Genomic DNA, 15,049 nt, shown 5'->3' on the forward strand with positions numbered 1-15,049 from the left:
CTCACCCCGCCCCCCTCCCCCGCAGCCGCCCCGTCCCCACCCAGTCACCCGGAAACCCATGAGCACATACTCCTTCCTGATCAGGCGTGTCCTGCAGGCCCTGGCGGTGGTCCTCCTCGTGACCGTCGTGGTGTTCTGCCTGCTGCACGCCCTGCCCGGGGGGCCCGCCCGCGGCATCCTCGGCCCCCAGGCCACCGCCTCCCAGATCGCCGCCTTCAACCACGAGCAGGGGCTCGACAAGCCGCTGCCGGTTCAGTACGTGTACTACCTGAACCAGCTGATCCACGGCGATCTCGGGATGTCCTACACCCTCAACGAACCCGTCTCCCAGCTGATCACCGAGAGGCTGCCGAAGACCCTGCTGCTGACCGTGCTCTCGGCGGTCGTCGGCCTGCTGGTCGCGGTGCCGCTCGGCGTGTGGCAGGCCGTCCGCCGCAACAAGCCGGTCGACTACGTCATCACCACGCTCAGCTTCATCGCCTACTCCACCCCCGTGTACTTCCTCGGGCTGATCCTGGTCCTCGTCTTCAGCCAGGTCCTGCCCTGGTTCCCGGCCCAGGCACCCCAGGGCAACAGCGTCGCCGACGTCCTCTCGCAGCCCCAGGGGCTGGTGCTGCCGGTGGTGGCCGGAGCGGCCACGATGGTCGCCGTCTTCAGCCGCTACATGCGCTCGGCCACGCTGGAGAACCTCACCGAGGACTACGTGCGCACGGCGCGGGCCGGCGGCACCCGCCCGCGGGCCATCCTGACGCGGCACGTCTTCCGCAACTCGCTGACCCCCGTGGTGGCCATGCTCGGCTACTACATACCGGTCCTCTTCGGCGGTGCGCTGGTGGTGGAGCAACTCTTCAACTACCCCGGCATGGGCCTGCTGTTCTGGACCGCCGCCCAGTCCTCCGACTATCCCGTGCTGCTGGGCTGCGTCCTGGTCATCTCGGTCGCCACCGTGACCGGCACCCTCCTGGCCGACGTCCTGCAGCGCGTCATCGACCCCCGAGTGAAGGCAGGTCGGTCATGAGCTCCCTCACCTCCCTGGACGGGCTCGCCGCGAAGCCCGAGCGCGCCGCCTCCGGCACCCGGCTCGCGGTCCGCCGCTTCCTGCGCAACCGCCTCGCCGTGGTCGGGCTCGGGGTCGTGGTCTCCTTCGTGCTGTTCTGCTTCGTGGGTCCGCTGCTCTACACCACCGACCAGACGCACACGCTGCTCCAGCAGGTCAACCAGTCGCCCAGCGGCGCCCACTGGCTCGGCACCGACGCGGTCGGCCACGACGAACTGGGCCGGCTGATGTACGGCGGCAAGGTGTCCCTGATCGTCGGTCTGTCGGCCGGTGTCCTGGCCACGGTCATCGGCACCCTGTGGGGGGCCGCGGCCGGTTACGCGGGCGGCTGGATCGACGCGGTCATGATGCGTGTGGTGGACGCGGGCATCGCCATCCCCGCCCTGTTCATCCTGCTGGTGGTCTCCGCGATCACCACCCCCGACCTGACCGGCCTGGTCCTCATCCTCGGTCTCATCTCCTGGCTCGTGCCCTCGCGCCTGGTGCGGGCGGAGACGCTGACACTGAAGAACCGGGACTTCGTCCTCACCCTGCGCGCCATCGGCGGCACCCACGCGCGCGCCATCATCCGGCACATCCTGCCGAACTCGGTGTCGACCGTCATCGTGGCGGCCACCTTCCAGATCGCCGACGCGATCCTGCTGGTGGCCTACGTCTCCTACCTCGGTCTGGGCGTCCAGCCCCCGGCCACGGACTGGGGCGGCATGCTCTCGTCCGGCATGACCGCGGCCTACTCGGGCTACTGGTGGCTGATCGTGCCACCCGGCCTCGCCATCATCCTGGTGGTGTGGGCGTTCAACGCGATCGGAGACGGACTCCGGGACGCATTCGACGTGAGGGGGCGGGCATGAGCGCCGTTCGACCACCGGCCGCTCCCGCCACCGGCGGGCACATCCTCGACCTCGACGACCTGGGCGTCGTCTTCACCACGGAGACCGGCACGGTGCAGGCCGTGCGCGGTGTGTCCCTGCACGTCGCACCGGGCGAGACGCTCGCCCTGGTCGGCGAGTCGGGCTCGGGCAAGTCCACCGTCGCGCTGGCCGCCATGGGCCTGCTCGCCGGCAACGCCCGGGCCACCGGAACGGCCGTCGTCGACGGCACCGACATCGTCGGCGCCGACGAGGAGCAGCTGTCCGCGCTGCGCGGATCGACCGTCTCCATGGTGTTCCAGGAACCGGCCACCGCGCTCGACCCGCTCACCCGGGTCGGCAAGCAGATCGCCGAGGTGATCCGCAACCACCGGCGGATCTCCGCCGCGGACGCCGCCGCGCGCGCCGTCGAACTGCTGCGCCGCGTCGGCATCCCCGAGCCCGAGCAGCGGGCCCGCTCCTACCCCTTCCAGCTCTCCGGCGGACAGCGCCAGCGCGTCGTCATCGCCATGGCCATCGCCAACGAACCGGCGCTGCTGATCGCCGACGAGCCCACCACCGCGCTCGACGTGACCGTGCAGGCCGAGATCCTCGACCTGCTGCGGCGGCTCGCCGCGGAGACCGGCACGGGTGTCCTGCTGGTCACCCACAACATGGGCGTCGTCGCGGACTTCGCCGACCGGGTCGCGGTGATGTACCAGGGCGCCCTCGTGGAGACCGGGCCCGTCGAGGACGTGCTGCTGCGTCCGGCGCACGACTACACCAAGCGCCTGCTGTCCGCCGTACCGCGCCTGACCGTCGCCGAGTCCGGTGGGCCCGGTCCGTCCGGTGAGCCCGGTGCGTCGGGTGCGGCCAGTGAGCGGCGGGCGGACGAGCCCGGCGCCGCGCCCGGTGCAGAGCCGGCGGTGGAACTCAAGGACGTCTCGGTGGTCTTCGGCCGCGGGAAGCAGGCGGTGCACGCCCTCAAGGGCGTCTCCTTCGCCGTCCACCCCGGGGAGACCCTCGGCCTGGTGGGAGAGTCGGGCTCCGGAAAGTCCACCGCCTCCCGGGTGGCGCTCGGCCTGATCACGCCCACGGCCGGGTCCGTCACCCTCTTCGGCGCCGACCTGGCCGCCACCCGCGCGCGGGCCCGGCGTGCGCTGCGGGCCGGCATCGGCGTCGTCCTCCAGGACCCGGTCGCCTCGCTCGACGCCCGCATGACGGTCGGCGAGTGTGTCGCGGAACCGCTGCGGATCCACCGCCGGAAGCTGTCCGGCAGGGAGCGGGAGTCCCTGGTCGCCGACGTGCTGGACCGGGTCCGGCTGCCGCGCGAGGTGGCCCGGCGCGCACCGCGCGAGCTGTCCGGCGGCCAGCGCCAGCGCGTGAGCCTCGCGCGCGCCCTGGTCCTCGAACCCCGCCTGCTGGTGGCGGACGAACCCACCAGCGCCCTGGACGTGAGCGTGCAGCAGGCGGTCCTCGAAGTGATCGGCGAACTGCAGGAGGAGCTGGGCTTCGCCTGCCTCTTCGTCTCCCACGACCTGGCCGTCGTGCAGCAGTTCGCCCGCCGGGTGGTCGTGATGCGGGCGGGGCGGGCCGAGGAGCAGGGCCTGACGTCGGCCACCCTGCTGCACCCGGAGACCGACTACACCCGCCGGCTGCTGGCGGCGGTGCCCGTGCCCGACCCCGTCGTGCAGCGCGGCCGCCGGGCCGAGCGGCTGGCGACTCTCGCCGCCGGGCGGACGGAGGAGCAGGGGTGAGCGGTCCCGGCGCCCCGGTGTTCGCCGGGGTCGACATCGGCGGCACCACCACCCAGGTGGTGCTCTGCGACGAGGAACTGAAGGTGCTCGACCGCGCGGACACGGCCACTCCGGCCCGTTCCGGCGGCCGGGCGATGATCGCCGCGACGCTCGACGCGCTCGCCGTCGTGCGGGCGCGCACCCCCGGCCGGCTGGCCGCCGTGGGGGTGGGCGCGGCCGGAGTGGTCGACGCGGCCTCCGGTCACATCCTGGTGGCCAGCGACTCGTTCACGGACTGGGCCGGTTTCCCGGTGACCGCCGCCCTGCGCACCGCGCTGGGCGTGCCCGCCTTCCTCGACAACGACGTCAACGCGTTCCTGCGCGGCGAGATCGCGTGCGGCGCGGCGGCGGACGAGGAGGACGTCCTCGGCATGACCCTGGGCACCGGCGTCGGCGGGGCGTTGTGGACGGGGGGCGAGCTGCGCACCGGAGCGCACGGCGCGGCCGGCGAGATCGGCCACATCCCCGGCTTCGGCGACCTGCCGTGCACCTGCGGCGGCCGCGGCCACCTGGAGACGCTGGCCTCGGCCCGTTCGCTGCGGGCCCGCTACGGCGAACGCACCGGGCGGGAGCTGACGGCCCGCGAGGTGGCCGAGGCCGCCCGGGACGGGGACGCCGACGCCCACGGCGTGTTCGCCGCGGCGGGCGCCGGTATCGCTCGCGCGATCGTGATGACCGCCGGCCTCGTCGACATCGGCACGGTCGTGATCGGAGGAGGGGTCAGCGGCGCCTGGACGCTGCTGGAACCGCTGATCCGGGAGCCGCTCGCCGCCGAACCGCCGATCAGCGGCCACCCCGTCAAGCTGCTGCGGGCGGCCCTGGGACCCGACGCGGTGCCGCTGGGCGCGGCGGCCCGGGCACGTCACGAGCTGACCGCCCGCTGAGCCCTGGGCCGCTGTGCACGCCCGGCCCGCCGAAGCTCCGGCGGGCCGGGCGGAACGCCTACTGTGCGGGGCGCATGGCCACGCCCTTGTTCAGCGTGCCGGTGCCGGTCCCGGTGTACAGGAGCAGCGTGCCCTGACCGCCGACGGCGGCGACGTCGCCCTTGCCGTCACCGTTGAAGTCGCCGCCGACGACGCGCTTCATGGGGGTCCAGGTGTTGTCCGGCCACAGCTTGCGGGCGAGGTCGAGGCCCCCCGCGGAATTGCCCGCGTACCAGTTCAGGCTGCCGTCGTCCCGCACCGCGACCAGGTCGTCGCGGCCGTCGGCGTTGACGTCGGTGGTGCCGGTGAGGCGGGTCGTGCTCCAGGTGGCGTCCGGCCACATCTTGACCTTCTCGCCGGTCAGCACGCCGTCGGCGCCGGTGTAGTAGCCGTAGAGGTTGCCGTTGCCCCACTGGGCGATCAGACCGTCACGGCCGCCGAAGGTGAACCGGGAGACCTGCTCGATCGTCTTCCAGGACGTGTCGTGCCACATCGGCTTGCTCTTGTTGAGCATGCCGGTGGGGGTGCCCGTGTACAGGTTGAGGGTGCCGTCGCTTCGCACCGCGGCGATGTCGCCGTTGCCGTCGTCGTCGAAGTCGCCGCCGATGATCTGCACCATCGGGCCCCAGGTGTTGTCGTTCCACAGTTCGCGCCCGTACTCCAGCGTCCCGTCGGGCTTGGTGTAGAAGGCGTGCAGGGATCCGTCGTCCAGGACGGCGGCGATGTCGGTGCGGCCGTCGGCGTTGAAGTCCGCGGAGGCCACCAGGTCGCTCAGGTTGCCGGTGCCGAGATCGCGGTTGACGGTCTGCCGCACGAAGTCGGCGTCGCTCGCCGCGGCGACGGCGGCCGTACTGGTCGCATCCGATCCGAAGCAGCCGCCCTGCGTCGAGCGGCTGTTGACGCCCACCAGCTGCGGGGCACCGTCCTTGCTCTGGAGCAGCGGGCCGCCGGCGTCACCGGCGCACACGGCGCCGTCCTGACCGGTGACGTTGACCGCGTCGGCGGTGACCGAGGTGACCGTGAAGGCGGCCTGGTGACGCTGGACGGGCACCCATTCGTCCTTCGTCCGTCCGAAGCCGACGGCTGTGAGCGGTGCGCCGGGGTCCGGTGCGCCGGCCGCGAGGGGCACCGGGGCGATGTCGGGGACGGCCTTGTCGAGCCGTGCGAGAACCATGTCCCGGTTCGGGTGCGGGACGAGTTCGACGACCTCGCGCACATAGCCGTTGGCGACGCCGGAGTCGGCCCGGCCCACGGTGGCCCGGGTGAGCCGCTCGGGCTTTCCGGCCGGGACGGCGACCGACTGGGCGGGGTCGTCCGCGAAGCAGCTCGCCGCGGTGAGCACCCACTGCGCGTCCACCAGGGCGCCCGAGCACGCGCGGTAGTCGGTGCCTATGGTCAGACGGACGGCGAAGTCCAGTTTCGCTTCGGTGGCCGGGGCGCCGGCGGTGGCGAGAGCCGGGGTGGAGCTGGACGCCAGGGCGCCGGCCAGCAGGGCGGCGGACAGGGCGGTGAGCCGGGCGGAGCGCGGCATGGCAAACATGGGAGTCCTCATTCAGGAGTGAGCGGGAAGGAAGGTCAGAGCGTGATCATGAACTTGCCCTGGTCCCAGTAGGTGCCGTGGTTGGTACGGAGGGCGACCTTCCCGTCCTTGGTGCGGACGAGCAGGTCGGCCTTGCCGTCACCGGTGGCGTCGCCGAACTCGAGGGACCCCAGGTCGCTGCCGTCGACGAAGCGGCCCCAGCCGCCGGACCAGTGCGTGCCCTGGTCCCAGTAGGTGCCGTGGTTGAAGCGGACCTCGATGTTGCCGTCGCTGGTGTGGACGATCATGTCGGCCTTGCGGTCGCCGTCGACGTCGGCGAAATAGAGCCGGCCCAGGTCCTTCCAGGTCACGAAGCGGCCCCAGCCGCCCGACCAGTGCGTCCCCTGGTCCCAGTACGTGCCGTGGTTGAAGCGCACCTCGACGTTGCCGTCGCCGGTGTGGACGATCATGTCCGCCCTGCCGTCGCCGTCCACATCGGCGAAGTAGAGCCGGCCCAGGTCGCTGCCGTCGATGAAGCGGCCCCAGCCGCCGGACCAGTGCGTGCCCTGGTCCCAGTAGGTGCCGTGGTTGAAGCGGACCTCGATGTTGCCGTCGCTGGTGTGGACGATCATGTCGGCCTTGCGGTCGCCGTCGACGTCGGCGAAATAGAGCCGGCCCAGGTCCTTCCAGGTCACGAAGAGGCCCCAGCCGCCGGACATGACCCGGCCGGCGGCGAAGCTGTCGCCCAGGTTGCGGTGGAAGACGACGTCGCCGTTCGAGCGCAGGACGACGAGGTCGGCCCTGCCGTCGCCGTCGACGTCGGCCGACTGCGTCCGGTCGCGGTTGCGGACGTCCGTCACCCAGTCCGCCAGGCCGTCGGCCCTGGCGTCCACCGCGCCGGTCCGGGTCTCCGTCTCGCCGAAGCACCCGCCCTGCCAGGACCGGCTGTGCACGGCGGCCAGCTCGACCTCACCACCCGTGCCGCGCAGGGCCGGGCCGCCGGTGTCGCCCTTGCACACGGACACCCCGTCCTGACCGGTCAGCTCCACGGTGGTGCCGGTGACGGAGTCCACCCGGAACTCGCCGGTGTGCAACTGGTCCGGGACCCACTCCGTCCGGGTCCGCCCGAACCCTGCACCGAGCAGGGTCTCGGCCGCCACGGGGGCGTCCGCGGCCAGCCGCACGGGCTCGACCGTGGTGACGGGTTCGGCGAGCCGGACCATGGCCACGTCCCGGTCGTCGCGCGGAACGACCTCGACTATGCCGAGGGTCTTGCCGCCCAGGGTCGCCGTCGACTTCAGCGCGGGCTTGCCCGACTTGACCTCGCCACCCGGGGTGGCGGCGAAACAGCTCGTGGCGGTCAGCAGCCACTGCTGGTGCACCAGAGCGGCGGAACAGCCGCGGAGGGTGTCGCCCTCGCCGATGTGCAGCCGGGCGGTGAAGGCGTGGTCGGTCGCGGCCGCGGGCTCGCCGGAAATCGCCTGCGCGGCCGGCACCGCGGTGAGCAGGGCGGCGGCGGCCGTCAGGACCGTGCCGCCGGCCAGTGCCCCGCGAGCCCGCCGCGTGCGGATTCCTTTGTTGAGCAACGTACTTCCCTTCTTCGGAATCAGTGTGGCCACGAAAGGGCCTTCCGAATGGGCAATGGAAATACCTGACACGTGACGCATCGTACACAGACCACCCCGAACTGCTACACAGCAAAGTCACCGGCAGTCCGGGATTTCTTCACGGAAAACCTGCGTGGTATGTGAATGAAGTGCAGCACTACCACTGGAAGCGGACACAACGCCCAAGGAGTGGATCACTGCCACATAGAGTGTGATCTTGCTCGCCGGATTTCCGGGAGCCGCATTCTTCCGCCATCGAGAAATTGCCCGCCAATAAGGCGGCGCGTATTTCCCTTTTCCGTGCTCTCAGGAGGCGTCGTCGCGGTGGTTGTGGTCGTGCTTTTGATGGTGGGTGTGGTTCGCGGGAGGCGCGCTCTTCGGTTGGGTGCGCAGCCGGGCCGTGACGTCCTCGGGGGGCAGGAAGCGGGACCAGCGCTCGGGGAACTCGGAGGGCATGTCGGGGTCGCCCTCGCCGTTCGCGGTCGTACGGGCCACGTACTCGGCGACCTGGGCCTGGCGCAGCCGCTCGTTGGCCTCGCGGGCGGCGGCGGTCGCGGCGGCCGGCCACACCCGGTCGATGGCCGCGTTGACCGCGGCGCCGACGAGCACCGCGAACGCGGACACCCCGATCCACAGCAGCACGGCGACGGGCGCGGCGAGGGAGCCGTAGATGGTGGGGCCCTCGACGGTGCTGGTGAGGTAGATGCGCAGCAGGAAGCTGCCCAGCACCCACATGGCGAGGGCGACCAGCGCGCCGGGGACGTCCTCGATCCACGGCGAGCGCACGGGCACCGACACGTGGTACAGCGTGGTCAGGAAGGCCACGGAGAGGATGATGACGACCGGCCAGTACAGCACCTGTACGACCGTCGTCGACCAGGGCACGACCCGCACCACGGCGTCCGGCCCGGCCACCATCAGCGGCAGCGCGATCGACCCGATCAGCAGGGCCACGATGAAGAGGAGGAAGGCCATCAGGCGGGTCCTGACGATGCCCCGGACGCCGTCGAGGCCGTACATCACGGTGATGGTGTCGATGAAGACGTTCACCGCGCGGGATCCGGACCACAGGGCGAAGAGGAAGCCGATGGAGATGACGTCGGGCCGGCCGCCCTTCATCACGTCGTCCAGGATCGGCTCGGTGATCTGCCGGACGCCCTTCTCGGAGAGCACGGCGCGGGAGGCGTCCAGGATGTTGTCGCGCAGGCTCTCGGTGGTGTCGGCGCCGATCCAGGAGTCGACGTAGCCGAGCAGACCGAGGAGGCTCAGCAGCAGGGGCGGCACCGAGAGCAGGGTGAAGAAGGCGGCCTCGGCGGCCAGGCCGAGGATGCGGTACTCCATGCACGAGTTGACCGTGTCCTTCAGCAGCAGCCAGGCGGTCCTGCGTTTGGAGACGTTCCGGTACAGGACCCGGGCACGGTGGAGCCGGCCCGAGGGCCGTTCGGGAGAGTCACTTGCTGGCTGCACGCCCTAAAGGTATCCGGCGCGGAGGGCGGTACTCGCCCGCGGACGCCCGGTGATCGGGTACCGCCCCGTCACGGTCCCCCGGCACGGTAGGTTCACGTCCATGGCAGGCAGCACCCACACCGTGACGAATCAGGCGCCGCCGCTGACCGGCTACGACGTCTTCACCTCCGACCGCGCCCTGGTGGAGGCGGTCGGGCGGCAGCCGGCGGGGGAGGCGCGCGAGGAGGCGCTCGCCGAGTTGTCGGGGCTCGGCCGGAGCTGCGGGTCGTGGCAGACCCAGGAGTGGGGAGCGCAGGCCAACGCGCACCCGCCGGTGCTGCGCACCCACGACCGGTACGGCCACCGCGTCGACGAGGTCGACTTCCACCCGGCCTGGCACCGGCTGCTCGGCAAGGGCGTCTCGGCGGGCCTGACCGACGCCTGGTCGCGGCCGGGCGGGCACGTGCGGCGCGCGGCGGCGTTCCTGATGTGGACCCAGGTGGAGGCGGGCAACTGCTGTCCGCTGTCGATGACCCACGCGGCGGTCCCGGCCCTGCGCGCCGACCCGGAACTGGCCGCCGAGTGGGAGCCCCGGCTGACCTCCCGGGTCTACGACCGGGAGCTGCGCCCCGCCCATCTGAAGGCCGGGGTGCTGTTCGGGATGGGCATGACGGAGAAGCAGGGCGGCAGCGACGTACGGGCGAACAGCACGGCGGCGCGGCCGCTGGCCGAGGACGGGACGTACGAGCTGACCGGGCACAAGTGGTTCTGCTCGGCGCCGATGTCGGACGGCTTCCTGGTGCTGGCGCGGGCCCCTGGGGGTACCGTCCGTGCCGAAGGCAACGGGGGAGGGCTGACCTGCTTCCTGGTGCCGCGCGTGCTGGCGGACGGCACCCGCAACGTGTTCCTGATCCAGCGGCTCAAGGACAAGCTGGGCAACCGGTCCAACGCCTCCGCCGAGGTCGAGTTCGCCGGGACGTGGGCGCGCCGGGTGGGCGCCGAGGGGCGCGGGGTGCCCACGATCATCGACATGGTGGCGGCGACCCGGCTGGACTGCGTGCTGGGCTCGGCGGGCCTGATGCGCCAGGCGGTGGCGCAGGCGGTGCACCACTGCGCGTACCGGGAGGCGTTCGGCGCGAAGCTGGCCGACCAGCCGCTGATGCGCAACGTCCTCGCGGACCTGGCGGTCGAGTCGGAGGCGGCCACGACGCTCGGGCTGCGGCTCGCGGCGGCCTGCGACGCCGCCGCCGGCGGCGACGAGCGGGAGCGGGCGCTGCTGCGGCTCGCGGTGCCGGCGGCCAAGTACTGGGTGACCAAGCGGTGCGCGCCGGTGGTGGTGGAGGCGGCCGAGTGCCTGGGCGGCAACGGATACGTCGAGGAGTCGGGCCTGCCCCGGCTGGTGCGCGAGTCGCCGCTGAACTCGGTCTGGGAGGGCGCCGGGAACGTGCAGGCGCTGGACGTGCTGCGGGCGCTGGGCCGGGAACCGGCGGCGCTGGACGCGTACCTGACGGAGGTGGGCGCGGCGCGCGGGGCCGATCACCGGCTGGACGCGGCGATCCGCGGGCTGCTGACGGAGCTGGCCGACCTGGCGGCCGCCGAGGGGCGGGCCCGGCTGCTGGCGGAGCGGCTGGCGCTGGTGCTGCAGGGCGCGCTGCTGGTGCGGTACGCGCCGCCGGAGGTCGCCGACGCGTTCTGCGCCTCGCGGCTGGGCGGCGACGGGGGCGCGGCGTTCGGCACGCTGCCGCCGACCCTGGACCTGGCGGCGGTGGTGGAGCGGGCGCGGCCCGTGGTCTGATTCCGGCCGCGTGGCGCGGGGGTGGTGCTGCGCCGACACGGCACCACCCCCGCCACACGGGCCCGTTCAGGCCGCGTACGCCGCTCGGGACGGCGTGGTTCAAGTTTGGACACCCGCGAAGCCGTCCACCAGGGTTGCAGGGGGTTGCAACTTGCGGTCGGCTGTGTGCGGACTGTGCCCGCGGGGCGTGGGCAACCGGTCAGTACGAGACGAACATTCGGCTTTCGGAAGGACGAGGTCCCGTGGCGCTCTCGCCCATGGACGTGACACGGTTCGCCGCCGCCGACACGGCGCGGGCGGCCCGGATGCTCAACGAGGTCCGCACCGCGAGACTCTCGGGCGGGCGGGCTCCGGTGGCGCCGCGTCCGGTGATCGAGCAGTCCTGGGACCGGATGCTGCGCAGCGGCGTCGATCCGGAGCACGACTTCCGTTCCGGCCTGCTGACGCCGGAGGAGGTGCTGCGGCGGCGCGAGTGCTCCGAGCTGCGGCACGTCCTGCCGGTGCTGCGGGAGGCGCTGCTGTCGGTCGCGGACGTGGCCCACCACATCATGGTGGTGGCGGACGAGGACGGCCGGGTGCTGTGGCGCGAGGGCAGCGCGAGGGTGCTGCGCCGGGCCGACGGGCTCGGGTTCGAACTCGGGGCGGACTGGCGCGAGGAGGTGGTCGGCACCAACGGCGTGGGGACGCCGGCGGTGACCCGGCGGCCCGTACAGGTCTTCGCCTCCGAACACTTCGTGCGGTCGCAGGCGACCTGGACCTGCGCCGGGGCGCCGATCACCGACCCGCGCAGCGGGCGGCTGCTCGGCGTGGTCGACGTGAGCGGCCCGCTGGAGACGATGCACCCGGCGACACTGGCCTGGGTCGACTCGGTGGCCAAGCTGGCCGAGGCCCGGCTGAGGGAGCTGCACACGCGCTCGCTGGACCGGTTGCGGGCGGTGGCGGCTCCGGCGCTGGCCCGGCTGGAGGGGCGGGCGCTGGTCACGGACCGGGACGGCTGGACGGCGGCCGTGACGGGGATGCCCTACCTGGACCGGGTGGTGCTGCCCAAGTCGCCGGTGGCGGGCATCCGGTGGCTGCCGGCGTTCGGGGCGTGCACGGTGGAGCCGCTGGCCGGGGGCTGGCTGGTGCGGGCCGCGGCCGGGCCGGCGGGGCCGGACGCGACCCGGATCGTGCTGGACCTCGCGCAGCCGCGCCGCTGGTCGGTACGGGTGCTGGGCGGCGCGGAGGACTGGGCGCGGGAACTGAGTCCGCGGCACGCGGAGTTGCTGTACCTGCTGGCGGTGCACCGGGGTGGCCGCAGCGCCGCCGGGCTGGCCGAGGACATGTTCGGCGACCCGGCCCGCACGGTGACGGTGCGGGCCGAGATGTCACGGGTGCGCAGGTACCTCGGGACCTATCTGGAACACCGGCCGTATCGTTTCTGCGAGGACGCGGAGGTGGAGATCCTGCTCCCGGCCGACCTCCAGGACCTGCTCCCCCACTCCACGGCTCCGGCGGTGGCGCGGCGGCGGGTGTCGCCGGGGGTGCCGTGACGGGCGCCGAGGTGCCGTGACGGGTGCCGGGGGTGCCGTGACAGGTGCCGAGGGTTCCGTGACGGGTGCCGGGGGTTCCGTGGCAGGCGCCCGGGGCGCCCCGGATGGCCGTAAAGGCGGGTTGATTCCGCATATTTGCATCGTCTGCGTCCGCCGGGCCGTCCGTCTGTCGTAGCATCCTTGATGGACCGTCCCATCCGCTCCTCGGGCAACGCGACCACCGTCGAGCGCAGTTGGTCCGGCGTCCGTGGAGGTTCGATGAAGCAGCGCGGCAGACACCGTCGGCGCAGACGGGGCAGGGCGCTGCGCGCGGCCCTGACCGGCGCCGCCCTCGCGCTGACCGGCGCCGCCACGCTGATCAGCGCCTCGCAGGCCACGGTCGCCGACGACCCCGGCGCCCTCAAGCCCCTCACCTCCGCCGCCGAGACCGACGCGCTGCGCCTGACCGAGCACCGGGTGCCGACGGCCTGGCTCGACCGGCTCTCCGCCGCGATGGGCGACCCGGTGGGCGTCGACACCGTCCTGGAGTCCGCCGACCACACCCTGCGCGACGCCGCCGACTGCACGGCCGGGGAGCGCGAGGCGCTGCCGGTCTCCCCCGCCGCCACCCGCGCCTACTGCTGGGACGAGGCCGACACCGACGGCTGGCGCCCCGGCGCGGTCACCACCTCCGGGGACGCCGACGAGGACGGCCGCTGGGGCGCCCACCGCGTCATCCTCTCCGCCTGGTCCCGCGACGACGGCACACCCCAGGGCGGCCTCGCCCGGGTCTCCTTCGTCGATGCCGACGACCCCGGCCGGCTCGGCTACGCCTCGGCGCTCCTCGCCGTCCCGGTCGACGGCGGCCACGACTACCGGGGGCTCGCCTCGCCCGTCACCGGCATGGTCTGGTACCAGGACAAGCTGCTGGTCACCACGGCCGCCGGGGACCGCGACGCGCTGTACGTGTACGACGTGGAGCGGGTCCAGCGGGCCACCACCGCGGCGGACGCCGTCGGGCGGGTGCCCGGCGGCTGGGCGGCGGGCGGCCACCGGTACGTACTGCCGGCCATCGCCTCCTACCGGCTGCCCGACACGGACGGCGCGGCGCGGCCCGCCGCGATCTCCCTGGACCGCGGCACCAGTCCCGACAGCCTGGTGGCCACGGAGCACGTGGCCGCGGACGGCGACCGGCCCACCCGGCTGTGGCGCTACGCGCTGCGCACGGCCACGGATCCCGACCGCACCGGACTGCCCGCCACGGACCCCTCCGGCCGGGTGGACGCCGTCGAGGCGTACGAGACGGGGGCGGCCGAGGTCGGGGGCGTGCTGTCGCACCGGCCGCCCGGCGCGACCCGGTCCGACTGGTACCTGGGACGCGCGGCCGGCGGGCAGGAGGGGCGCGGGACGCTGTGGCGCCAGGACACGGAGGGCGCCCGGGCCGCGGAGTGCGGCGCGGACCGCTCGCAGCAGTGCTGGAGCGGACCGGCGGGCTCGATGTCGTACTGGGAGCGGACCGGTGAGGTCTGGTCCCAGTCGGGCCGCATGCTGTTCGCGCTGCCGCTGACGTCGATCGAGGACGCGCTCGACTGAGGCGCCGTCGCGGCGCCACCCGGTCGCACGGAGCGGGGATCGACAGATCCGCGGAGCGGATGATTCCCTGACCGGCATGACCAACATCGCCGTGACCACCTGGTCCCTGGAGCAGACGGCGCCCACCGATCTGCTGCCGGCCGCCGCACCGGAGGGGGACGTCCGGATCGTCCGCGCCGAGGTGCCCTCCCCCGAGTTCAGCCGTTTCCTGTACGCCTCGGTCGGCGGCGACATCCGCTGGACGGACCGGCTCGGCTGGAGCCACGCGCGGTGGCGGGAGCACCTGGAGCGGCCGGGCGTGGAGACCTGGGTCGCGTACGACCGCGGCACGCCCGCCGGGTACGTGGAGCTGACGCCCGGCGACGACGGGGTCGTGGAGATCGAGTACTTCGGCCTGATCCCGGCCTTCCGCGGCCGGCTCATCGGCGGCCACCTCCTCTCGTACGGCGCCGCCCGCGCCTGGGACCTGGCGGAGCGCTGGCCGGGGCTGGCGACCACCAAGCGGGTGTGGCTGCACACGTGCAGCAAGGACGGCGCGTACGCCATGGACAACTACCAGCGCCGCGGCTTCCGGCTGTTCGACACCAAGGTGGAGGAGGAGGCGGACGTGGCCACTCCGGGGCCGTGGCCCGGGGCTTTCCCCTCCTGACCTGCGCCGACACGTCTGTTTTCGGCCGTCCGGCCGAGCGCTCACCGCACGTGTGACCCACGACACCCTTGTCTCGCTCCACGAGACAAGGGTGTCCACATTTTGGATTAAGCTGGACCAGCTACAGATCGCCGTGCCACGCTTCCGTCATGCCTGGAACTGGAATTGCCTTGGTGAGTCGGCGGCACGTCGACCTCGGCCGCATGTCCAGCGCCATCTGTCCGGGCCGCTGAGAGCACCCTCCAGCACCTCCGGATTCCCCGCATTCACCTCGCTCCCGCGCAATGACGCGCACGCGTGTCTCA

General features: G+C 73.0%; 12 protein-coding genes. 9 read left to right on the forward strand and 3 right to left on the reverse strand.

What is annotated here, in order from left to right; translation table 11 throughout:
* The first annotated feature begins 58 nt into the window (after positions 1-58).
* From R2E43_RS07775 to R2E43_RS07790, 4 genes are read left to right on the forward strand one after another with little or no spacing between them, the layout of a single operon-like run.
* Positions 59-1,018, forward strand: a complete 960-nt coding sequence (locus tag R2E43_RS07775) for an ABC transporter permease (RefSeq protein WP_003972807.1) — start codon at positions 59-61, stop codon at positions 1,016-1,018.
* Positions 1,015-1,908, forward strand: a complete 894-nt coding sequence (locus R2E43_RS07780; protein ID WP_332056049.1) for an ABC transporter permease — start codon at positions 1,015-1,017, stop codon at positions 1,906-1,908. Before R2E43_RS07775 ends, R2E43_RS07780 begins: the two co-directional genes overlap by 4 nt.
* A complete protein-coding gene (locus R2E43_RS07785; RefSeq protein ID WP_003972809.1) occupies positions 1,905-3,662 on the forward strand; it encodes a dipeptide ABC transporter ATP-binding protein in 1,758 nt (585 codons plus the stop codon). Before R2E43_RS07780 ends, R2E43_RS07785 begins: the two co-directional genes overlap by 4 nt.
* Entirely contained in the window at positions 3,659-4,585 is a 927-nt protein-coding gene (locus tag R2E43_RS07790) for an ROK family protein (protein ID WP_003972810.1), read from the forward strand. Before R2E43_RS07785 ends, R2E43_RS07790 begins: the two co-directional genes overlap by 4 nt.
* Before the next feature lie 58 nt (positions 4,586-4,643).
* Here R2E43_RS07790 and R2E43_RS07795 read toward each other — a convergent pair whose 3' ends face one another.
* The 3 genes from R2E43_RS07795 to R2E43_RS07805 all read right to left on the reverse strand — a co-directional run bounded on the left by R2E43_RS07795 (position 4,644) and on the right by R2E43_RS07805 (position 9,217).
* On the reverse strand, positions 4,644-6,164 hold the full coding sequence (locus R2E43_RS07795; RefSeq protein ID WP_332056050.1) for a trypsin-like serine protease: 1,521 nt from the start codon (positions 6,162-6,164) through the stop codon (positions 4,644-4,646).
* 35 nt (positions 6,165-6,199) lie between these two features.
* Positions 6,200-7,810 (reverse strand): fusidic acid esterase FusH, encoded by a 1,611-nt coding sequence (fusH, locus tag R2E43_RS07800; protein ID WP_332056051.1) that lies wholly within the window; start codon positions 7,808-7,810, stop codon positions 6,200-6,202.
* Between the two features lie 246 nt (positions 7,811-8,056).
* Positions 8,057-9,217 carry a YihY/virulence factor BrkB family protein gene (locus R2E43_RS07805; protein ID WP_016327606.1) on the reverse strand — a complete coding sequence of 387 codons (1,161 nt, stop codon included), beginning with the start codon at positions 9,215-9,217 and terminating at the stop codon, positions 8,057-8,059.
* A gap of 100 nt (positions 9,218-9,317) precedes the next feature.
* Between R2E43_RS07805 and R2E43_RS07810 the strand changes: the two genes are divergently transcribed.
* The 5 genes from R2E43_RS07810 to R2E43_RS07830 all read left to right on the forward strand — a co-directional run bounded on the left by R2E43_RS07810 (position 9,318) and on the right by R2E43_RS07830 (position 14,977).
* Positions 9,318-10,991, forward strand: coding sequence for an acyl-CoA dehydrogenase family protein (locus R2E43_RS07810; protein WP_003972814.1), 1,674 nt, complete (start codon positions 9,318-9,320; stop codon positions 10,989-10,991).
* 242 nt (positions 10,992-11,233) lie between these two features.
* Positions 11,234-12,523, forward strand: coding sequence for a GAF domain-containing protein (locus R2E43_RS07815; RefSeq protein ID WP_093457237.1), 1,290 nt, complete (start codon positions 11,234-11,236; stop codon positions 12,521-12,523).
* A 258-nt stretch (positions 12,524-12,781) separates the two neighbouring features.
* On the forward strand, positions 12,782-14,095 hold the full coding sequence (locus tag R2E43_RS07820; protein ID WP_030864271.1) for a hypothetical protein: 1,314 nt from the start codon (positions 12,782-12,784) through the stop codon (positions 14,093-14,095).
* Between the two features lie 76 nt (positions 14,096-14,171).
* The gene (locus tag R2E43_RS07825) at positions 14,172-14,744 is read left to right on the forward strand and encodes a GNAT family N-acetyltransferase (RefSeq protein WP_093457235.1); all 573 of its coding nucleotides are present in this window, start codon (positions 14,172-14,174) and stop codon (positions 14,742-14,744) included.
* Positions 14,745-14,893: 149 nt separating this feature from the next.
* Positions 14,894-14,977 carry a putative leader peptide gene (locus R2E43_RS07830; protein ID WP_309475039.1) on the forward strand — a complete coding sequence of 28 codons (84 nt, stop codon included), beginning with the start codon at positions 14,894-14,896 and terminating at the stop codon, positions 14,975-14,977.
* Positions 14,978-15,049: the final 72 nt, after the last annotated feature.

The sequence above is a fragment of the Streptomyces violaceoruber genome (assembly GCF_033406955.1).
In the GTDB taxonomy this organism is placed as follows: domain Bacteria; phylum Actinomycetota; class Actinomycetes; order Streptomycetales; family Streptomycetaceae; genus Streptomyces; species Streptomyces violaceoruber.